The following is a 20,744-nucleotide window of genomic DNA, read 5'->3' as shown; positions in this document are numbered from 1 at the left end:
TTGCACCATACATAAGGCGCGGCCATATGGCCGCCATCAGGGGGAGAGACCGAGATGCGACTGAGCGCCCGAAATGTCCTGCCGGGAACGGTGATCGAGATTGTCACCGGCGCGGTGACGAGCCATGTCCGCCTTGATCTTGGCGGCTCGATTGTTACGGCTGCGATCACCAATGAGGCGGTGAAAGAGCTGGGTCTGACCGTGGGCGCAAAGGCCTCGGCGGTGATCAAGGCCTCGGATGTGATGATCGGCACCGATGACTGACCACGTGACCGACCTGCGCCCGCATGAGGTGGCGGTGCCACTCCCCGGGGCATTCGACGCCTCGATCTGGTTCATCGGCCGGCTGCGCACCCCCTGGACGGATCGCAGCCAATGCCCGCGCCGGGGTGATCCCGAGACCGGCCCCGATTGCCGGGTAGAACTTGACCCGCGCTGGATCGAGGGTCTGGCGGGGGTCGAGGGGCGCGAGCGGATCCAGCTGCTATACTGGATGCATCTCTCGCGCCGCGATCTCATGCGGCAGAACCCGAATTTTGGCGATGCCTCGGTCGGGACATTCTCGCTGCGCTCGCCGGTCCGGCCCAATCCGATAGCGGCGACGGTGGTGCGGCTGTTGCGCGTTGAAGGCGCGGTTCTGCATGTGCGCGGTCTCGATTGTGTCGATCGCACGCCGCTTGTTGATATCAAAGGCGAATTCGGAGCGATTCCATGAGCTTCCCAACCCGCCGCGCCGTGTTGGCCGCGGTTTTTGTCGCTCTGGCCGCGCCGGTTCTGGCATTTGACGGACAAAGCGTCACCGACGCCACCGGCCGCGACGTGCTGGTGCCTCTGAATCCGGAAAAGGTCTTTGCCGCCGGGCCGCCCGCCTCGGTGCTGCTTTATGCGCTGAAGCCCGAAGCGATGGTCGGCTGGGTGATGGCGCCAAAACCCGTCGATCTGCCTTATCTTCTGCCTGAGACGCGCGGCCTGCCGGCGCTCGGGCGGCTGACCGGCAAGGGCGATACGCTGAACCTTGAGGTGCTTTTGACCACCGGGGCCGAGCTGATCGTCGATTTCGGCACCGTCAATGCCACGTACCGCGACCTCGCGACGCGGGTGCAGGATCAGGCGGGGCTGCCCTATGTGCTGATCGATGGCAGTTTCGCAGCGACGCCGCAGGCGATCCGTGAGATGGCGGCGATCCTTGGGGTCGAAGCACGGGGCGAGCTGCTCGCAACTTACGCCGAGGCCGCTTATGCGGAGGCGGACGCTTTGCTTGCGCAGGTGCCCGCGCCAGATCGCCCCCGCGTCTACCTGGCCCGTGGTCCGGAGGGGCTGGAGAGCCCGGCGCGCGGCTCGATCAATGCCGAGATCATTGAACGGATGGGCGGCATCAACGTGGTCGAGGCCGAGACGCGCGGGCTGGTGACGGTCTCGCCCGAACAGATCCAGGCCTGGGCGCCGGATATCATCCTGACTGTGGATCGCGATTTCGCGGCCAATGTGCGCAAGATGCCGGAATGGCAGGGGATCCCGGCGGTCGATCAGGGCCGCGTCTATCTTGCTCCCGGTGAACCCTTTGGATTTATCGATGCGCCGCCTTCGGTCAACCGGCTGATCGGGCTGAAATATCTGGCACATGTCTTCTACCCGGACCTGGCCGGAGGAGATCCGAAACAGGGCGATCTGCGCCAGGAGATCGCGGATTTCTACACGCTCTTCTACCAGGTCACGCCAGATGCGGCAGCGCTGGACGCGTTGCTGGGCGAATAGGATCGGAACCAGAAGAATGCGGCTTTCCCTGCTGGCGCTGGCGCTGGTTTTCGCGCTGATCCTGGGGATCGGCCTCGGGCCTTATCCGCTCAGCCCCGGCCAGATTTTCGACGTCCTGACCGGGGGGCTGACCAGAGGCCTGACCGGGGCGGCGGAGGACCGCCAGGCGCAGGTGGTGCTGTGGAATATCCGCGGCCCGAGGGTGATTTCTGCGGCGCTGATCGGGGCGGGGCTGGCGGCGGCGGGGGCGGCCTATCAGGTGGTGTTCCGCAATCCGCTGGTCTCGCCCGATATCCTTGGCGTCTCGGCCGGGGCAGGGTTTGGTGCGGTTCTCGGGATATTGCTGGGCCTGCCGGTGATGGCGATCCAGCTGATGGGCTTTGGCTTTGGCCTTGCAACGGTGGCGCTGGTGATCGGGCTGACACTGGCGCTCAGAGGCGGCGCGCAGCTTCTGGTCATGGTCTTATGCGGTATCGTGATCGGCGCGCTGGCAGGGGCGGGGATCTCGCTGGTGAAGCTGCTCGCAGATCCCGATGAACAGCTTCCGGCGATCACCTTCTGGCTGATGGGGAGCCTTGCCGGCGTCAAGCGGGTCGATCTGCTGGCAGCGGCGCCGGCGGTGGTGCTTGGCCTTGTGCCGCTGATCGCGCTGCGCTGGCGGATCGGGCTTCTGGCAATGGGCGATGACGAGGCCCGTGCGATGGGGATCGAGGCCGGGCGCCTGCGGTTTGTGGTGATTGCGGCGGCGACGCTGATCACGGCGGCGGCGGTGGCGCTGGCGGGGGTGATCGGCTGGATCGGGCTTATGGTGCCGCATATGGCGCGGCTGGTGGCGGGGCCGCGTTTTGACCGGATGTTGCCGGCGGCGCTGCTGGCGGGGGCATCATTCATGGTGCTGGTCGATACCGCCGCACGGATGATCGCGCCGATGGAAGTGCCGCTGGGCATCCTGACCGCCGTGCTTGGCGCGCCGGTTTTCGTGATCCTGCTGGCAAGGGGGGCGCGGGCATGGAACGGCTGACTGGGGCTGGCGCGCCGCTGCTGTCGGCGCGTGATCTGGCGGTTGGCCATGGCGCCCGGGCGCTGATCCGGGGCATTGGGTTCGACCTTTATGCGGGGCGGGTTCTGTGCCTTCTGGGGCCGAACGGGGCAGGGAAAACCACGCTGTTTCGCACCCTTCTGGGGCTGATCCCGCCGGTTGCGGGCAAGGTCCTGCTGGGTGGTGCCGATCTGGACGGCCTGAGCCGCAGCCAGATTGCCGGACGGCTGGCGCATGTGCCCCAGGCGCTGGCCTCGCCTTTTGCCTATACGGCGCGGGATGTTGTGCTGATGGGAGCTTCGGTGGGCCTTGGTGCCTTTGCCCGGCCCGGGCGCGCCGAAGAGGCCCGCGCCCTGGCCGCGCTCGACCGGCTCGGCATTGCGGATCTGGCGGATGAGGATGTCACGCGGCTTTCGGGTGGCCAGCGTCAGATGGTGCTGATCGCCCGCGCCCTCGCGCAGGAAGCGCAGGTTCTGGTGATGGACGAGCCGACCGCCAGCCTCGATTTTGCCAATGTGAAAGCGGTGGAGGCCGCGATCCTTGGTCTGGCGGCAGCGGGCCAGGCGGTGGTGGTCTCGACCCATGATCCGGGCCAGGCGGCGATGCTGGGCGATGAGGCGCTGCTGGTCAGCCGCGCCGGTGTGATCGCCTCGGGGCCGGTCTCGGATGTCATGCAGGAAGCCGCCCTGAGCCGGCTTTACGGCATTGCGGTGCGCCGGATCGAGGGGCCTGACGGAAGGCCGCATTTCTACTGACAGTGATCGGATTGCTACGCCCGGGAAAAAGAGCCCGAATCCTGCGCCCGGGCTTCTTGCCAATTTCGTGACGATATATTTCATCATACATATCGATTCGCGAAAATCCGCCGAAGGGTGGGCGGGCGCGGATAAAAAGCCATGCCACTGGAAGGATTCCCAATGTCTTTGTTGCAGCGATTGGTGATTGCAGGCCTGTTATTTCCCGGGCTTTCCGCCCCTGTTCTCGCCCAGTCTTCCGAGGAAACCGCCTTCGCGCTCGGCACGATCTGGCTTGGCGTCGATGACGAAGGTCAGGGCGGCTCGGTCACCAAAGTGACCGGCGAAGAGGCAGCGAAACAGAACCGCGCCACGCTTGATGACACGCTCAGCGTTCTGCCCGGTGTGTCTTCCACCCCCTCGGGCGGCGGATCCAGAAACGAGCGCGAGGTTTTCGTGCGTGGCTTTGACCGCTGGCATGTGCCGCTGTCGATCGACGGCATCCGCATCTATCTGCCCGCCGATAACCGGCTGGATCATGGCCGCTTCCTGACCCCGGATCTTGCCGAGGTCCAGGTGCAGAAAAGCTATGTCTCGGTGATCAACGGCCCGGGCGGCATGGGCGGCGCGATCAACCTCGTGACCCGCAAACCGACGCAGCCCTTCGAGGGCGAGGCACGGCTTGGCCTTGAGGCCGGCAATCGCGGCGATGTGACGGGGCGCACGGGCTATCTCTCGCTCGGCACCAAACAGGAATTCTGGTACGGCCAGGTTTCTTACATGCGGCGCAATGTCGACGGCTTCTATCTGTCGCGCGATTATGTGCCTGATCCGCGCTACCCCTATCAGGGCGAAGGTCTGCGCAAAGACAGCGCCACCGATGACAGCCGTCTGAACCTTAAAGTCGGCTATACGCCCAATGCGACCGACGAATATGTTCTGAGCTATACCCGCCAGGAAGGGTCGAAATCGGCGCCTTACAGCACGCTTTTGCCGGTCATGGGCTATCCGGGCACCGGTCCGGGGTCGAACCAGCGGGACTGGACCTGGCCGCAATGGGATATCAGCAGCATCGCTTTCTATTCGACGACCGAAGTCGGATCCGGTACGCTGAAGACCAAGCTTTTCTACAATACGTTCGACAATACGCTCTCGGCCTGGGACAATGCGAACCATTCCGCCCAGACCCTGCCGCGGGCCTTCAACAGCATCTATGACGACTATTCGGTCGGCGGCAGCGTCGAATATGGGCTGAGCTTTGGCGATCACGATCTGCGGATCGCGTCCTTCTTCCGCCGCGATGTCCACCGTTCCACCAATTACGCGCGCCCCGACCATCCGACGCTGGGACGGATCGACCCGACCGAGCACAGCAAGGAAGAGACGCTCTCGCTGGCGATCGAGGACACCTGGCGCGTCAATGACGAGCTGCGCATTGTTGCAGGCCTGTCCTATGACAAGGCGAAAGTGCTCGAGGCCGACCGCACTGCTGCCAATCCGGGCAAGCCGACGGTTTCGGTCGATGCAGTGAACTGGCAGCTGGCTGCGATCTGGACCCCGGGTGCTGGCGGCGAATATCATGCAAGCGTCTCGTCCAGGACCAGCTTCCCGACGCTCTTCCACCGCTATTCGACCGGTTTCGGCTCGATGGTGCCCAACCCGGATCTGGATGCGGAGCGCGCGCTGAATTTCGAACTGGGCTATAAGGGCGATCTTGGCCCGGTGCAGCTGGAAGGCGCGGTGTTCTACAGCCGCATCACCGATCTGATCCAGTCGATTGATCTGGGGACGACCGATCCGATTTCCGGTCTTCCGCAATCGCAGCGCCAGAACCTTGCGAAAGGCACCTATAAGGGCTTTGAGGTCGCGGCGAACTGGGAAGTGAATGACACTGTCGCGCTGACGGCGAACTACACCTACCTGCATACCAGCGTCAAAGATCCGATTGTCACCACCGCGAAAGTGACCGATCTGCCGGACCACAAGGCCTATCTGCGACTTGACTGGCAGGCGCTGGACCGCCTGACGGTCTCGCCCTCGGTCGAGGTCTATGGCGGCCGCTGGTCGGATCCGGCGATTGGCTCGGGGAACCGCAACGCGCCGATCTATACGAAAATGGGAGGCTTCGCGCTGGCCAATCTCGATATGGCCTGGCAGGTCAGCGATCAGGCGAATGTGGGCTTTGGCATCCGCAACCTCTTTGACCGCAATGTCTCGGTGGTCGAGGGCTATCCCGAGGCCGGGCGCACCTTCTACCTGACCTCTCAGATCAGGTTCTGATCTATCCCGCAGACGGGCTGGCCGGGCTTCACGTATCTTACAGGGGTCAGTCTTCTGAACGCCGCTCCCACCAGATGGGGGCGGCGTTTTTCATGGGGCCTGAGGGAGAGAACAGGGCGCGCGACCGTTCAGGGAGCGGGGATCGCGACCGGCAGGCCTGCAAGGCTGCCCGTAGTGACAGCAAGGCCGAAGGTTTCGCTCAGGATCGGCGCGCAGAAGACATCGGCGACCGGTCCGGCGCCGGTCACCCGCCCCCCCTTCAGTGCCACCAGATCATCGCAGAACCGCGCCGCGAGGTTCATGTCATGCAGCGCGATTACCACACCGCGCCCGGCATCGCGCGCAAGGCCCCGCAGGGCGGATAAAAGGTCAAAAGACCAGGCCAGGTCGAGCGAGGCCGAGGGTTCGTCAAGCAACAGCCAGTCAGCGCCCTGGGCCAGCATCATCGCAAGTCGGGCGCGTTGCGCCTCACCGCCCGAGAGGCTGTCGAGGGGGCGCGTGGCCAGACCCTCCAGCCCGCAAAGCGCGATGGCCTGCGCAATGGATGCGCGGTCCTCGGTACCTGTACGGCCAAAGGCGCCGTGCCAGGGATAGCGGCCAAGCGCCACCAAATCCTGCAACACCATGACCGCCGTGGCGGGCGCGCTTTGCGGCATCAGCGCGACGCGGCAGGCGAAATCGCGCGATTTCCAGTCGGCAAGCGGTTTGCCGTCAAGGCGGCATGTTCCGGCATCGGCCGGGGATAGCCGGGCGAGCACCCGCAACAGGCTCGACTTTCCCGAGCCGTTGCGCCCGATCACGCCACAGACCCGACCGGGGGCCAGGCGCAGGCTGATCTCTTGCAGAACCGGCTGGCCGTTCAGGGTAAGGCCCAGATTTTCCAGATGAAATCCAACGGGGTCGCCAATGGTCATGCGGGTCACGCCGGTCTCCTTGCGAGAAAGATCATGAGGAAAACCCCGCCACAAAGCAGCGCCATCATCCCCGCAGGGATCTGCCAGGGGAAGGCCAGATTGCGGCCAAGCCAGTCGGCCAGAACCATCAGCGCGGCGCCGCATAACGTGGCAAGCGGCAGCTGTGCGCCGGCGCGGGGCGGGCCGCAAAACCGCGCGATGGCGGGGGCGATCAGCCCGATGAAGCCCGGCGGCCCGGTCAGGATCGTGCCGACAGCCGTGGACAGCGCCGCGAGCACCACCACGCTTGCGCGGGCCCGTGTCAGCGGCAGCCCCAGCAGGCGTGCGGCGTCCGCCCCGAGAGGCAGCAGGTCGAGCCAGCGGCGGAGCAGCAGCGCGACGCCAAGGAGCCCGGACGTCACGCTTAACGCGATGACGGCATCCGAAAGGGCGATCCGGTAGGTGGAGCCGGAGAGCCAGGTCATCAGCTGCCTCGCGAGCGGATGGCCCGAGGCCAGCAGCATCGCCAGCACCGCCGACAGCAGGAGCGAGACCGCCAGCCCGGCAAGCAGCAGCCCTTCGGATGAAAACCGCAGCCGCGCCCCTGCCACAAGGATCAGGACCAGACCTGCGAGGGCACCAAGACTGGTGGCACCGTAAAGCAGCCCGCGTCCGCCGCCCCCCGTCACCACGACGGCCAGCACGAGGCCAAGTGCCGCAGCGCCGCTGATGCCGAGAAGCTCGGGGCTGGCCAGCGGATTGCCGGTCAGTCGCTGGATCAGGCATCCCGCAAGACCGAAGGCTGCCCCGGCTGCCGCCGCGCCGGCCACGCGCGGCAAGCGCCAGTCAAGCATGGCGAGGGGCGAGATATCCCAGCCTTCCGGACCGCGCCCGATGGCAAGGGCAATGGCAAACAGCGCCAGAAGCCCCAGCAGAAGAAGGGGCAGCCGGGGTGCAGGCCGCGCGCGGCGCGGCAAAGCGGGCAGGAGATGCTCCGGCGCGGGCTGGCTGCTTTTGCGCAACAGCGCGATCATCAGCACCGCCCCGATCAGGGCCAGAAGCGTGCCGGTCTGCAGCGGGATCCAGGGGCGGATCAGCTGGACCAGCTGATCCGCCAGCATCAGGATCCCGGCGCCCGTTATCGCAATCACGCCGGAACCCGGCGTCCGGCCGGTCAGCGCGCGGGCCACCAGCGGCGCGATGATGCCAAGAAAAGCGAAAACCCCGGTCAGCGCGGTCACCAGCGCGGCGAGGCTCACCGCCGCCGTCGCCAGGATGACCCGCCAGCCGCCCGGCGCCAGCCCCAGCACCCGCGCGCCCTGATCGCCAAGCGCCAGCACCCCGAGCGGCCGCCGCGCGAAAGGCGCGAGCACCAGCGCCAGCGCCAGTGCCGGGGCAAGCCGCGTGGCAATGGTCCAGCCCTCCTGCTCCAGCGAGCCCGCCTGCCACAGGAACAGGCTTTGCAGCACCTCATGGTGAAACAGCGTCAGCACGGCATTCAGCCCGCCAAGGCTCGTGGTCACCACCAGCCCCGACAGGATCAGCGTAAGCGACGAGACGCCCTGAAGCGCGGCCAGAGCCATCACCAGCGCCAGCGCCGCAAGCGCGCCTGCAAAAGCCGGCAGCGGCAGCCAGGCCGGCGCAAGGCCCGGCGCGTTCAGCAGTGTCAGCGTCAGCGCACATTGCGCCCCGGCGGTGATCCCCAGCGTCGCGGGCTCGGCAATCGGGTTGCGGAAAACGCGCTGCAGCAAAGCACCGGCCAGCGCGAGCGCGGCCCCCGCGAGAGCGGCGGTGACGAGGCGCGGCGCGGCGCTCAGATGCAGGATAAGCGCCGGGATATCGCCCGGATCCGCCCAGAGGATCGCCGCAGGCCAGCGGCCGGGCAGCGCAGTCCCGGCATTCAGCGCGAAAAGTACCAGGGCGGTCAGCCCGGGCAAAAGGATCAGCAAAGCGCGCATCAGATCAGCCCAATCCCGTTGGTAAGGGCATCGGCGAGCCGTGTGGCCGAGGCAAGGCCGCCGGCAGGGAAGACCGGCGGCAAGGGAATGGCGCGCAGCGCACCGCTTTCGATCACGCGGGTGAAGAGCGCGCCTTGCGGCAACGGCCCGGTGGCGAGGATCGGGGCGCCGGTCGCGAGGATCTCGCTGAGGCCAAGGGGGAAGGCACCCGGCGGGCCGCTGCCGGGCTGCGCATTGCGTCCTCCGGCCCCGGCCAGCAGATCCCCGGGCAGCGAGCCTTCGGTGAAAACCAGCGCATGTCGGCCATCTTCCAGAAAGCGGGCCAGCAGAACGGCGGGTGGGTTGCGGCTGGCAATGGCCCGGGTCAGGCGGTTCCGCGCGCGGTCAAATCCGGTCACGAGGTTATCCGCACTGATCTGCCCCGCATCGGCGATCTCTCGGGCCAGATCGGTCGCGATCTCAAGACCGGGGCGGGAAAAGGGCATTGTCTCGAGCCAGAGGACCGGCGCGATCCGCTCCAGCCCTGCCTGCGGCCCGCGTTGCCAGTCGGCGGCGATGATCAGATCGGGGGCGAGGTGAACCAGCAGCTCCATATTCGGCTCATTGAGCGGGCCGAGGTCATGCAGGCCATCGGGCAATGCCGGAACGCCGACAAGGCGGCGATAGAGCGGCAGATTGCCGGCGGCGAGTGGGGTGAGCCCGAGCGCCAGCGCGGTTTCGGTCAGGATCAGTTCGGTCGTGACAAAACGGAGCGCGCGCGCGCCCTGTGCACGGGTCGCGCGCGGCGCAAGGGTCGGAAGGAGCGCCGACAACCCGAACGCCAGCGCCCCGCGCCGGGTCAGTGGGGGGAATTGGGTCATGTCTGGTTCCGGACCGCAGCCAGAAGCGGGCGGTCATAACGCGAGAGCCAGGCTCCGGGCGGGGCCAGGCCGGTTTCGGCGAGCCATTGGCGCAGGGTGACGCGGATGACGGCCTGGGCGTGGCGGTCGGGCCTCTGGCCGGGCGCGTCGGCCACCTCGGGTGGCAGGCTGCTTTGCAGCCGCGCGCGGGTCGCAGCTTTCAGCGCCGTCAGGTCGGGGCGGCCATGACGCGCGAGGATGGACTGGAATACGGTATGGATATCGGGATCGAACGGGCGGCGCAGCCCCGGGCGCACCCGCGCCGGATGCGGCGGGAATATATGGGCAAAGGGCAGCCAGCCCTCTGGTACCGGCGTGGTCGCGGCATGGGTCAGGCCCCGGATCCCGGCCGAAGGGATCGCATGGATCGGGCAGGTGCCATCCGCCACCCGCTCGGCGCGCAGAAAGGGTGTCTCGGCAATCCAGGCACCCGGCAGCGCGGCCAGCGCCTCGCGGCAATCGTTCCAGTGCTGGCCGGCCAGCAGCAGGGCCTGGGCGCGGGCCGTCGCCGCAGGTCGAAAAAGGCAGCGAAGCCCGGCATGGCCCAGCCCCAGATCAAGCGCCGGCGCGCTTTGGTCTGCGGCAACCAGGGCTGCATCATCCGCGACCACGCTGAGGTGGCGGTCGCGGGGGCGGGGGGGCAGCCCACCCGCCTGGCAGAGCGCGATCCCGTGGTTCCAGCCCTTCGGCTCGCTGCTGAGGGTCTCGAACGCCAGGAGCTTTCCGCCGGGGGTGAGACGGGCGCGCCCGGTCTCACCTTCCAGCACCAGTGCCCCGCCGATGTTTTGCGGGATACCGGTCAGGTCAAACCCCATGAACCCTGCAAGGGTGCCGATGCTCCACAAATGCCCTTCGGCCCCGAAAAGCCGGGCAAGCAACGCGAAGGTCTCGTCTTGTGAGGCGTCGGTCATGGGGGCGGCTTTCAGAACTTCGAGGTCAGCTGCAACTCGAACCGGCGCGGCGCACCGAGAACCACCTGACCCTTTTCGGGGTAGAGATATGCCGCATAGCTCTTGTCGAAGAGGTTCGTCACGCGCAATGACAGGGTCGAGGTCTCGCCCGCCTGCCAGTCAAGCCCGGCATTGATCAGCGAGAAGCTGCCGCGTTTCTCGGTATTGGCGTAGTCATACCAGGCCTTGCCGACGAATTGCACACCCAGATGCGCGGTCCAGGCATCGGCGAAACCCCAGGATGCCCAGAGATTGGCCGAGGTTTCCGGCACGAGGATCGGCACATTCCCCGAATAATCCACCCAGGAAAAGGTGTTGAAATCGAAGAAGGTGAAATCGTCAAACCGCGCTTTGGTGCGGGCAATATTGCCACTGAGCCGCAGGGTGTCGGTCACCGTGGCGCTGGCTGCCAGCTCGATCCCGCGTGAGGATTGCTGCCCGGCCTGTTGCAGCGTGAAAGACCCCGGCGCCAGCACCGGCACATTGCGCTTCACGATATCATAGGCGGTAAGCGACCATTCGGCGCGGCCATCGGCAAAGCTCTGGCGCATCCCGATCTCGAATTGCCGCCCCGTGGTCAGATCGAAGTCGCGGAAATTCGCGGCGTAATCCATCAGCGGCATGTTCACCGGGTCGGTGGACCAGGCCAGCTGGCCGTAAACCACCGTGGTCTCATTCGCCGCCCAGCTGAGCGCGACCCGCGCCGATGGGGCCTTGTAGCTGGCGTCAAAGCTCGATGCGGGGGTTGCGATACCCTCGCGGCTCAGATCGAACCAGTCCTGGCGCAGGCCAAGGCTGAGCGCCAGCCCCTGGCCAAGGTCGGTGCGGTTTTCCAGAAAGACCGCGCGCTGGTCGAGGGTCGAGCGGTATTGTGCCACCGGGGTCAGGCTGGCGGGGAAGCGGCCGGGGCGCGGGTTGAACGGGTCGACCGTGACCGAACCGAAGTTGAAGGCACTGGCATAGCCGGATTTCGAGCGGTTCAGGTCAAAGCCGATCACCGTATGGCTGTCATAGCCCGCGATCCCGTGGCGGAAGCCGGCATCCAGCCGGAAGCCGGTCTGATCCTGATCCTGGTCGATGGCGACGAATTCGCCGACCGATACCGTATCGGTCACCGGATCCCATTCATAGGTTTCCGCATTGCGGAAGCTGCGGTCAGACCCGATGCGGTACAGCACAGCCGAGACGCGGACCGAGTCCGAAGGCGCCCATTCGGTTTTCAGCTGCAGCCAGTGATCGGTGAAGTCAGTCTTCGCGTCTTCGACATTGTAGTTCAGCGCCTCGGTCCCGGCGACGAGGATGCCGTTGCGCAGGGGCGTGCCATAATAGGTCATCGGCTCGCGCTTCGCGTAATCTGCCGACAGGGTGAAGGTCAGATCAGGCGTCGCCTTCCAGCTCAGCGCAGCGGTCACGGCGCCGAGGCTGTCATCCGCACCGTCGATCCAGCCGTCGGAGCCATCTGCAATCACCGCGATGCGGTAAGAAAGTGTGTCCGAGAGCGAGCCGCCACTGTCGGCGCCAAAGCGCAGCCTGCCATCTGACCCTGCAAGCGCGGTCAACAGATGGCGCGGCGCACCGTCAAACGGGCGTTTGGGCATCGCATTGACGAAACCGCCAATCGCGCCATGCCCATGGATCACCGAGCCGCCGCCTTTCAGGACCTCGAATTCCTCGATCAGCCAGCTGTCGACCGGGAAAGAGATATTGCCGCGCCCGGGAAACTGCCTGGTGCCGTCAAACAGCATCATCACCGAGCTCGTGCCCTGAAAGCCGCGCGCGGCGAAGGCATTGTCATAGCCCGGTGCAGCGATCGAGGTGACCCCGGTTGCGGTCTGCGATACGGCGGAGGCGATCGAATGGAGACCGCGTTCGGCCATGGTCTCGGTGCCGATCACCTCGACGGCGGCAGGAATATCGCGGATCTTTTCACCCAGCCGGCTCGCGGTGGGCGCGGTGGCCTCAAGCCCCTGGCCCGCCTCGTCATCGACCGGCAGCCAGATGGTGCCGAGGCCGATGGTGGTCTCTTCGGCCAGCACCGGCGCAGCGGTGATGGGGGTGAGAGCGGTAAGTGTCAGCAAAAGCCGCACAGATGTGCGGCGCGAAATGGACGGCATGAATTTTACCCCGAAAGGTGAATCGCTCGTCACTGCAGACTGCCAGGACCAGGCGGGCAATCACCCGCATGTCATCCTTGCCATCAGGAACCCCCGCCTGATGCGCCTGCCCGTGAATATGGCCGACGGCAGGTCTCCTGGCTCGCGGGTCTGTGGATTTCGCGCCTTCCCAGGGTCCCTGAACCCCAGTGGCATATTGCGAAACCCTCGCCGCTCACAGTTGCGGGGGCAGCCGCAGATCGGGCGGATGCCCTGCTGCGTTCCCTCTTTCCTCCCTCGCGGGAACCGTCGCCTCAGCGCTACCCGCCGGGGTGGTGGTCTGTCAACGCCAGTTATCACGGGCGCGTTACAGGGGGCGCATCCGGGACCTGTCCTGCGAGGCGGACCAGGGATCCGCCATCCCGGACCCGTCATCAGCGCATGACGGCAGATCTTTGCGGAAATTCCCCTGAGACCCGGGGTTTACCCCATGGCCTTTTGCGCGCGAGCGGTTGTAACCTCTGCCCGCGCGCCCCGAACCATGACCGGGATCCTGCGCGGGAAGGACATAGCAATGCAGACCCCGCCTTTCGTCATTTCGATCCAGAGCCAGGTCGTGTTCGGCCATGTCGGCAATTCGGCGGCGCTGTTTCCGCTTTGTGCGGCCGGGCTGGAGGTGGCGGCGATCCCGACAGTGGTGTTCTCGAATACCCCCGATTACCCGAGCCTGCGCGGCCGCGCGCTGCCCGAGGATTTTTTCGCCGATCTGCTTCTGGGCGCGATGGAGCGTGGGCTCCCCGAACGGGCCGATTACATCGTGACGGGCTATATCGGCTCGGCCGCGATCGCACATATGGCGGCGGACTTCATCGCGAAAGCGCGCGAGATCAACCCGCGTCTGGTCTATCTCTGCGATCCGGTGATCGGCGATGCCAAGCCGGGGCGTTATGTGCCCGAAGCGGTGGTGGCGGTGATCCGCGATGAATTGCTGCCGCTGGCCGATCTGACCACGCCGAACCCGTTTGAGCTGTCACTCTTGTCGGGGCAGAAGATCGCGCGGCTCGAAGATCTGGCGCTGGCGCGGGCGGGCCTGAACCTGCGCCCCGGGGCGCGGGTGATTGCGACCGGATGCGTGCTGGAAGACAGCCCCGAGGGCTGTCTTGAAAGCGTGGTGATTACGCCGGAAGGCGTCAGCCGTCACCCCGCGCCGCATTTGCCGCTGGCGCTGTCGGGGACCGGGGATCTGTTCGCGGCGCTGATCATCGCCGGGCTGGGGCGTGGTCGTTCTCTCTCAGAAGCCGTTGTTTTTGCGCAAAAGCTCACCGGGGTTGCGATGGGGGAGGCGGCGGCGCTAGGCCGGCAGGAGGTCATGCTGAGCAACGCGGAATTCCTTGCGGGCCTCGCGGAACTGGCGGCGATCCGCCGCTGAGATGACGCAGCGGGAGCGTCCGCGCTGTTCTGCCTGTGGTGACCGCAGCGGGGCGGCCGTGGCCTCGGTTTCCGCCAGCGGGTCTTCCTGACCATGGCGCAGGGGCTGCCCGCAGCTCTCATGCACAGACAGTTGCGGCCTGCCTGGCCTGAGGACGCGACGGCGAGGTCTGGCGTCCGGTTTTGGCAAGGCGCTGGACGCGGGCACTTCCGGCCGGGCCAGATCATCGGGGCGCCACAGGATGGCGTCACGTGTTGGCGTCACACCGGGGAATGGCTGAGCGTCACAACATTGCGGCCCAGGGTCTTCGACCGCAAAAGCGCGCCATCGGCCGCATCCACCATGGCAGTAATATCCTCGGAAGGCGCCATCGGGCCGCCGCCGGTTTTCACGCCGATGGAGACCGTCACGCTGAGCGCGACCCCATTGCCGCCATCGACCGGTGTAGCGCCGACCACGCAGCGCAGCCGTTCGGCAATGCGCTGCGCCTCGGCGGCAGTGGTTTCGGGCAGGGCGATCAGAAATTCCTCGCCCCCGATCCGCGCCAGCATATCGTCGATCCGCAGATTGTCGCGCAGGCGGCGGACCACTTCGACCAGGACAGTGTCGCCGGTGGTATGGCCATAACAATCATTGACGGATTTGAACCGGTCGAGATCGATCACCAGCACCGCGAATTCGCTGCCCTCGACGGCCGCCTGTTCGGCGATGCCTGCCAGGCGCGGGAAAGCATAGCGGCGGTTGTAAGCACCGGTCAGCGGGTCGATGATCGCAAGCCGCAACCCGGCCTCGATCGAGCTCCGCTCGGCATCAGCCTGTTGCTTGCGCCGCAAAAGCAGGCGGATGCGCAGATCCAGTTCTTCGGCGCTGACAGAAGGGTCGATCACGTCATGGGCGCCCATATCAAAGGCCAGGGCGGCGGTGTCACTGGTTTCCGGCGCCAGAATGCAGAACATGCTGTGGCGGAAATGTGAGATGCCGGAAAGCTGGGTCATCAGTCGCAGACCGCCGCCATGGGTGCCGGTATCGGCCTCGATCAGGAAGACATGGGTATGGGCCGCCTGTTCGCCATAGCTCGCCACTTCCGCAGGGGCATGTACGCGCGCATGATCACGCAGCCGTGGGTCCAGCTGTTGTTTCCAGGCCTGCGCGGTCTCGGGCCGGGCGGCGATCAGGCCGACTGGGCCGACCGGCAGAAAGCTGCCCTTGCGGTCTGCGAGGCCCAGCATTTCGGGGATCTCGCACCCCCAGGCGCGCGACATCATCTGGCTTTCCTCGCGCTGGCGCAGCAGATTTCGGATCCGCGCCAGCAGGACAAACATATCGGGAGGCTTGACCATCACGTCATCGGCGCCCGCCTGCAGCGCGGCCAGCCGGCCCTCTGGCGTGTCTGGCGCGATGAGGGCAATCACCGGCAGGTTGCGGGTGCGCGGATCGCTGCGCAGCGCGGTGATCACCTGCGGGCCGGGCATATCGGGCAGGTCACAATCGATTACGATCAGATCGGGACGTTCGCGCCGTGCCGCGCGCAGACAGGAGGTGGCATCCGCCGTCAGCAGGGGCCGGAAAAAACCATCGCTCAGCCGGACCTGGAAGATGACCCGGTTTGCCGGGATAGAGTCCGCGATCAGGATACGGCGTGGCATATCAGGCTTCCCTGCTGGAAGGTCGGTCGGAACGGGGCGCGGCGGGCAATGACGGGGGCTATCGGAGGATGGGGGCGGCGGGACGGCAAGTCTGATTGAGGATCATCGGTTGGTCGGATGCAGGAAAGACAGTGCGGTTTCATCAGTCAGGATCTTGTTATGCGGATGGTTAATAAATCCTTTCAAATCGCTTCGATCCTGCTCACCTTTCGCGGATAAATCCTGGAATCTGTGGGTAAAGCTCTGGATAACAGCAAGGACCAGGTCTGAGGCCGGGGTCACGGTTAGAAAAACATTCTCCCGGAAGGTAAATTGTCAGCAATCTTTCCAAAGACCCCGTGTGGGTTCCCTGCCTTTTTTCGCGACCCGGCCCGGCCCAGCCGGGACATGCGGCATTGCTGGCCGCCCATGGCTGTGGGATGGATGAAGCTTCAGATGCGCGCGATGACAGCAGGAGATCCCCCCGATGACGCAGCAGGAAAACGCGCAGATCCTGGCCCTTCAGGCCCTGGCCTGGCTTGCGGCGGATGAAGACCGGATTGGCCCGTTCCTGGAGCAAAGCGGCATCGGGATCCTGGAATTGCAGGCGCGGGCCGGCGAGACAGAGGTCCTGGCGGCGGTGATGGATTTCCTGCTGGGCGATGATGCGCGGGTCATTGAGTTCGCGGCCGGGGCGGGGCATGCGCCCGCAGAGGTGGCGGCAGCGCGGGCGGCTTTGCCCGGGGGCGAGGTGCCCGACTGGACCTGAGCCGCCCCGATCCGGCCGTATTTTTCGGCGGCTGCTGCGATCTGTGAGACGATCCTGATACATCCCCCCGGTCCTATGGTGCAAAGGGCCGCAGCCAGAGGAACCCGAGTGATGATCGACGCCCTGCTTTTCGACAAGGATGGCACGCTTTTCGACTTCCGCAAAAGCTGGGGCGCCTGGGCGCAAAGCTTTCTGACCCAGATCGCGACCGATGCGGATCATGCCAGCCGGCTGGCGGCGGCAGTGGGCTATCTGCCTGATACCAATGATTTTCACCCTGACAGCCCGGTCATCGCGGCGACGGCGGCGGATATTGCCGCAACGCTGCAGCCGCATCTGCCCGGGGCCGGGCTGGCCGAACTGACCGGGCGGATCGACCAGGCGGCAGCCCTGGCGGGGATGGTCGAGGCGGTGCCGCTGGTGCCGCTTTTCACCGCGCTGCGGGGGCGCGGGCTGAAACTTGGCATCGTCACCAATGATTCCGAACGTCCGGCACGGGCGCATATGGCGGCGCATGGGCTGACCGGGCTGGTTGATTTCATCGCCGGCTATGACAGCGGCCATGGCGCGAAACCGGGGCCTGGGATGCTGAACGCCTTTCTGCGCGAACAGGGGCTCAGGCCCGAGCGGGTGGCGATGATCGGCGACTCGCGCCATGATATGGAGGCGGGGCACGCGGCGGGCATGACGCGGATCGCGGTGCTGACCGGGATCGCCACCGAGGCCGATCTGGCGCCGCATGCCGATCTGGTCTTGCGTGATATCGGTGCGCTGCCGGCCTGGCTGGATCAGCTGTCGGACTGATTATCTGCAGGCGCGCGCCAAAAACGACATAAGCATGTCGCCGGTTTGTTGCGCCTCTGCGGGCAGGCTCAGTCATCGTGATTCCTGACCGGGCCGCACGCCCGGAGCTTCAGGGAGGGCCGCAGATGACCGGGGATTCAGGGTTCCAGGCAGGTGACCACGCTTCTGACAGCGGGGCTGACACGGGCCGGCGCAAACGCAGCGGCGGGCGCGCAGGGATGAAGTCACGCGGCGCTTTGGCCATTGAACAGATGCCCTGGCGGATCCCGCTGAACCCCGACCGCCCGACCGAGCCGCTGGATGCCGACGGTGTGCAGCGTATCCACAAAGGCGCGATGACAATCCTTTCAGATATCGGCATCGAATTCCTGAACCCGGAAGCGCTGGAGATCATGCGCCGCGCGGGTTGCATCATCAGTGGCACCAATGTGCGGATGGATGAGGCTTTCGTGATGGAAATGCTGGGCCATGCGCCGTCGCAATTCACCATCACGCCGCGCAACCCCGAGCGGGAGATCGTGATCGGCGGCAAACATATGGTGTTTGTGAATGTGTCGTCACCGCCAAACTCCTGGGATCTGGAGCGCGGCAAGCGATCCGGCGATTTCGCGAGTTTTCAGGAATTCATCAGACTGACGCAGTATTTCAACTGCATCCATGTCGCGGGTGGCTATCCGGTCGAACCGATTGATATTCACGCCAGCGTGCGGCACCTCGACTGTCTGCAGGAAAAGCTGGTGGTGACGGATAAGGTGGTTCACGCCTATTCGCTGGGCGCCGAACGGGTTGAGGATGTGATGGAGATGGTCCGCATCGCGGGCGGGCTTTCGCATTCGGAATTCGATGCAAAGCCAAGGATGTATACGAATATCAACTCGGTCTCGCCCCTGAAGCATGACTATCCGATGCTCGATGGTGCGATGCGGCTGGCGCGGCGCGGGCAGCCGGTGGTGATCACGCCTTTCACCCTGGCAGGTGCGATGGCGCCGGTCACGATGGCCGGGGCGGTGGCTTTGTCACTGGCCGAGGCTTTGGCGGCGGTGGCGCTGCTCCAGAATATCAATCCGGGCTGTCCGGTGGCGATCGGCACCTTCACCTCGAATGTCGATATGAAATCCGGCGCGCCGGCCTTTGGCACGCCGGAATATATGCGCGCGACGCAGATGACCGGGCAGCTGGTGCGGTATTACGGCCTGCCGATGCGGTCCTCCGGCGTTTGCGCGGCCAATGTGCCCGACGGGCAGTCGATGTGGGAGACCTCGAATTCGCTCTGGGCCGCTGTGCAGTCCGGGACCAATATGGTCTATCACGCGGCAGGCTGGCTGGAGGGCGGGCTGATCGCGAGCCCTGAGAAATTCGTGATGGATTGCGAAGTGTTGCAAATGATCCAGCGCTATTTCGAAGAAGCGACCTTTGCGAGCGCCGAGGAGGATATCGCGCTGGATGCGATCCGTGAGGTGGGGCCGGGGGGGCATTTCTTTGGCTGCGCCCATACGCAGGCACGCTATCAGACGGCGTTCTATCAGCCCTTTGCCAGCGACTGGCGCAATTATGAGGCCTGGGCGCTGGATGGGGCGACCTGGACCGCCGAACGGGCGCATCGGATCTATAAGCAGATCCTCGCGGAATTCGAGCCTCCGGCGATGGATCATATGGCGCAGGAAGAGCTTGCGCGCTTTGTGGCGCGGCGCAAACAGGAAGGCGGCGCGCCGACCGATTTCTGATTTCCGAGGGCGCGCGGGGGCCACAAGCACGCCGCGGCCTTTCAGGCAGGGGGCGGGGCGTTCCACACGGGCGCCTTGTTTCTCTGTGGCGGGCCGGGCGTCAGAATTTCCAGCGGCTGAGGGTATCGGGGCCGATGCGGCGCTGCGCGATCAGCCGCAGGCGCGGCGCGTCTTGCAGGGCGCCGAGCCCCAGCGGCCCGATGGCAGCGTGCCCGTCTGCCCCGATCAGCGCGCCTGCGGTGAAGCTTGCCAGCTCATCAACGAGGCCCGCGCGGATCAGGGCTGCAGCGAGGCTGCCGCCACCTTCGCAGAAAATGCGGGTAAGCCCCTCGGCGGCGAGGGTTTGCAATGCGGCCGTCAGGTCGAGATGGGGCCCGGTTATGGGGCAGGAGAGCAGTTTCGCGCCGGTTGCGGCCCAGGCCGTCTGTGCGGGGACGGGCGCATCGGGGCCATGCAGCAGCCAGACCGGCACCTCGCGCGCTGTGCGGCCGAGGCGGCTGTCGGGGCGGTGGCTCAGCTGGCTGTCAATCACGATGCGCACGGGCTGGCGGGCCGCGCCCATATCGCGCACCGTCAGATCCGGGTCATCGGCGCGGGCGGTGCCGGAGCCGATCATCACCGCGTCATGATCCATCCGCATCGCATGAACCGCGCGGCGTGATTCCGGCCCGGTGATCCAGCGGCTTTCGCCCGTGGCGGTTGCGATGCGGCCATCGAGTGTGGTTGCGAGTTTCAGCGTCACGAAGGGCAGGCCGCGCGTCACGCGCTTCAGAAAACCTGCGGTGATTTCAGTGGCCTCGGCCGCGAGGATGCCTTCGGTCACCTCGATACCGGCTGCACGCAGGATCGCATGACCCCGACCGGCGACGCGGGCATCGGGGTCGGTGATGGCGGTGACGACGCGCGTGACGCCCGCCGCCACCAGCGCTTCGGCGCAGGGGCTGGTCTTGCCGTGATGGGCGCAGGGTTCCAGCGTCACATAGGAGGTGGCGCCGCGCGCGGCCTCGCCCGCCTGGGCCAGCGCCACCCGTTCTGCATGAGGCCGCCCGCCGGGCTGTGTGGTGCCGCGCCCGATGACCCGCCCGTCTTTCACCAGCACGCAGCCGACCGAAGGGTTGGGCCAGCATGTGCCATTGCCCCGCGCGGCGAGGCGCAGGGCATGGGTCATATGGGTCTCATCGATCTGGCGGGTCATGGTCGCTCCGGGGCCTTATCTGGCCCCGGGGGATTATTCCTCGCCCTTGTCCGTGGCGGGCCGGAGCTCGCTGACAAAACGGTCGAAATCACCCGCAGCCTGGAAGTTCTTGTAAACGCTGGCAAAGCGAACATAGGCGACCGTGTCGATCCTGGCGAGGGATTCCATCACGATTTCACCGATGGTGCGCGAGGGGACATCGGTTTCACCCATGCTTTCCAGCCGTCGCACGATGCCCGAGATCATCTGGTCGATGCGTTCCGGGTCGATCGGGCGTTTCTGCATCGCGATCCGGATCGAACGTTCCAGCTTGTCGCGGTCGAAATCCTCGCGTTTGCCATTGGATTTGACCACAACAAGATCGCGCAGCTGCACGCGTTCATAAGTGGTGAAACGCCCGCCACAGGCGGGGCAGAAACGGCGACGACGGATCGAGACGTGATCTTCGGCGGGACGCGAGTCCTTCACCTGGGTGTCGATATTACCGCAGAACGGGCAGCGCATCGCGCCCTCCTTGCTTGTTGTTATTGGCCTGCCTCAAGACCGGGTGTTACCCCCGGTTCATTGCCGTGACTATAGGCACCACCACCGGATGAG

18 protein-coding genes and 1 riboswitch are annotated in these 20,744 nt (G+C 65.8%); of the genes, 10 read left to right on the top strand and 8 right to left on the bottom strand.

All coding sequences use genetic code 11. The features are described 5' to 3' along the window. Nucleotides 1-54: 54 nt before the first annotated feature. The 6 genes from BLW25_RS09685 to BLW25_RS09660 all read left to right on the top strand — a co-directional run bounded on the left by BLW25_RS09685 (nucleotide 55) and on the right by BLW25_RS09660 (nucleotide 5,808). A complete protein-coding gene (locus BLW25_RS09685; RefSeq protein WP_092898552.1) occupies nucleotides 55-264 on the top strand; it encodes a TOBE domain-containing protein in 210 nt (69 codons plus the stop codon). Further along, a complete protein-coding gene (locus BLW25_RS09680; protein WP_092898550.1) occupies nucleotides 257-715 on the top strand; it encodes an SAM-dependent methyltransferase in 459 nt (152 codons plus the stop codon). The genes BLW25_RS09685 and BLW25_RS09680 overlap by 8 nt, the downstream gene beginning before the upstream one ends. Then, complete coding sequence (locus tag BLW25_RS09675; protein ID WP_092898548.1) at nucleotides 712-1,755, top strand: ABC transporter substrate-binding protein; 1,044 nt, start codon at nucleotides 712-714, stop codon at nucleotides 1,753-1,755. The genes BLW25_RS09680 and BLW25_RS09675 overlap by 4 nt, the downstream gene beginning before the upstream one ends. Nucleotides 1,756-1,771: 16 nt before the next feature. After that, nucleotides 1,772-2,776 (top strand): FecCD family ABC transporter permease, encoded by a 1,005-nt coding sequence (locus BLW25_RS09670; protein WP_092898546.1) that lies wholly within the window; start codon nucleotides 1,772-1,774, stop codon nucleotides 2,774-2,776. Then, nucleotides 2,764-3,549: an ABC transporter ATP-binding protein gene (locus tag BLW25_RS09665; protein ID WP_092898544.1), complete on the top strand. Its 786-nt coding sequence runs from the start codon at nucleotides 2,764-2,766 to the stop codon at nucleotides 3,547-3,549. Before BLW25_RS09670 ends, BLW25_RS09665 begins: the two co-directional genes overlap by 13 nt. 141 nt (nucleotides 3,550-3,690) lie before the next feature. Further along, on the top strand, nucleotides 3,691-5,808 hold the full coding sequence (locus BLW25_RS09660) for a TonB-dependent receptor plug domain-containing protein (protein WP_253188341.1): 2,118 nt from the start codon (nucleotides 3,691-3,693) through the stop codon (nucleotides 5,806-5,808). 128 nt (nucleotides 5,809-5,936) lie between these two features. Here BLW25_RS09660 and BLW25_RS09655 read toward each other — a convergent pair whose 3' ends face one another. Genes BLW25_RS09655 through BLW25_RS09635 form a run of 5 tightly spaced genes read right to left on the bottom strand, consistent with a single transcriptional unit; the run spans nucleotide 5,937 to nucleotide 12,622 of the window. Then, a complete protein-coding gene (locus tag BLW25_RS09655) occupies nucleotides 5,937-6,722 on the bottom strand; it encodes an ABC transporter ATP-binding protein (protein ID WP_253188544.1) in 786 nt (261 codons plus the stop codon). Nucleotides 6,723-6,727: 5 nt separating this feature from the next. Then, nucleotides 6,728-8,659 (bottom strand): Fe(3+)-hydroxamate ABC transporter permease FhuB, encoded by a 1,932-nt coding sequence (gene fhuB / locus BLW25_RS09650; protein ID WP_092898538.1) that lies wholly within the window; start codon nucleotides 8,657-8,659, stop codon nucleotides 6,728-6,730. Then, nucleotides 8,659-9,519 carry an ABC transporter substrate-binding protein gene (locus tag BLW25_RS09645; RefSeq protein ID WP_092898536.1) on the bottom strand — a complete coding sequence of 287 codons (861 nt, stop codon included), beginning with the start codon at nucleotides 9,517-9,519 and terminating at the stop codon, nucleotides 8,659-8,661. The genes fhuB and BLW25_RS09645 overlap by 1 nt, the downstream gene beginning before the upstream one ends. Next, entirely contained in the window at nucleotides 9,516-10,469 is a 954-nt protein-coding gene (locus tag BLW25_RS09640) for a DUF6925 family protein (RefSeq protein ID WP_092898534.1), read from the bottom strand. Before BLW25_RS09640 ends, BLW25_RS09645 begins: the two co-directional genes overlap by 4 nt. An 11-nt stretch (nucleotides 10,470-10,480) precedes the next feature. Further along, the gene (locus tag BLW25_RS09635) at nucleotides 10,481-12,622 is read right to left on the bottom strand and encodes a TonB-dependent receptor (RefSeq protein ID WP_143040485.1); all 2,142 of its coding nucleotides are present in this window, start codon (nucleotides 12,620-12,622) and stop codon (nucleotides 10,481-10,483) included. A gap of 109 nt (nucleotides 12,623-12,731) precedes the next feature. Beyond that, a riboswitch (cobalamin riboswitch) is annotated at nucleotides 12,732-12,927 on the bottom strand. A gap of 248 nt (nucleotides 12,928-13,175) precedes the next feature. Here BLW25_RS09635 and pdxY point away from each other — a divergent pair. After that, entirely contained in the window at nucleotides 13,176-14,030 is an 855-nt protein-coding gene (gene pdxY / locus BLW25_RS09630; protein WP_092898530.1) for a pyridoxal kinase, read from the top strand. Between the two features lie 260 nt (nucleotides 14,031-14,290). Here the strand turns inward: pdxY and BLW25_RS09625 are convergent, their stop codons facing one another. Continuing rightward, the gene (locus BLW25_RS09625) at nucleotides 14,291-15,676 is read right to left on the bottom strand and encodes a diguanylate cyclase (protein ID WP_092898528.1); all 1,386 of its coding nucleotides are present in this window, start codon (nucleotides 15,674-15,676) and stop codon (nucleotides 14,291-14,293) included. A gap of 466 nt (nucleotides 15,677-16,142) precedes the next feature. Between BLW25_RS09625 and BLW25_RS09620 the strand changes: the two genes are divergently transcribed. The 3 genes from BLW25_RS09620 (at nucleotide 16,143) to BLW25_RS09610 (ending at nucleotide 18,952) form a co-directional block, all read left to right on the top strand. Then, entirely contained in the window at nucleotides 16,143-16,424 is a 282-nt protein-coding gene (locus tag BLW25_RS09620) for a DUF3572 family protein (RefSeq protein ID WP_092898526.1), read from the top strand. A gap of 111 nt (nucleotides 16,425-16,535) precedes the next feature. Further along, nucleotides 16,536-17,228, top strand: a complete 693-nt coding sequence (locus BLW25_RS09615; protein ID WP_092898524.1) for an HAD family hydrolase — start codon at nucleotides 16,536-16,538, stop codon at nucleotides 17,226-17,228. 125 nt (nucleotides 17,229-17,353) lie between these two features. Further along, nucleotides 17,354-18,952, top strand: a complete 1,599-nt coding sequence (locus BLW25_RS09610) for a trimethylamine methyltransferase family protein (protein ID WP_092898522.1) — start codon at nucleotides 17,354-17,356, stop codon at nucleotides 18,950-18,952. A gap of 100 nt (nucleotides 18,953-19,052) precedes the next feature. Here BLW25_RS09610 and ribD read toward each other — a convergent pair whose 3' ends face one another. Then, nucleotides 19,053-20,147 carry a bifunctional diaminohydroxyphosphoribosylaminopyrimidine deaminase/5-amino-6-(5-phosphoribosylamino)uracil reductase RibD gene (gene ribD / locus BLW25_RS09605; protein WP_290438670.1) on the bottom strand — a complete coding sequence of 365 codons (1,095 nt, stop codon included), beginning with the start codon at nucleotides 20,145-20,147 and terminating at the stop codon, nucleotides 19,053-19,055. Between the two features lie 33 nt (nucleotides 20,148-20,180). Further along, nucleotides 20,181-20,651 carry a transcriptional regulator NrdR gene (gene nrdR / locus BLW25_RS09600; protein WP_092898520.1) on the bottom strand — a complete coding sequence of 157 codons (471 nt, stop codon included), beginning with the start codon at nucleotides 20,649-20,651 and terminating at the stop codon, nucleotides 20,181-20,183. Nucleotides 20,652-20,744 lie beyond the last annotated feature (93 nt).

Origin of the sequence: Rhodobacter sp. 24-YEA-8 (genome assembly GCF_900105075.1) — a bacterium.
GTDB lineage: Bacteria > Pseudomonadota > Alphaproteobacteria > Rhodobacterales > Rhodobacteraceae > Pseudogemmobacter.
The sequence above is the reverse complement of the archived record's forward strand: the minus strand, read 5'-3'. Positions and strand labels throughout refer to the sequence as shown.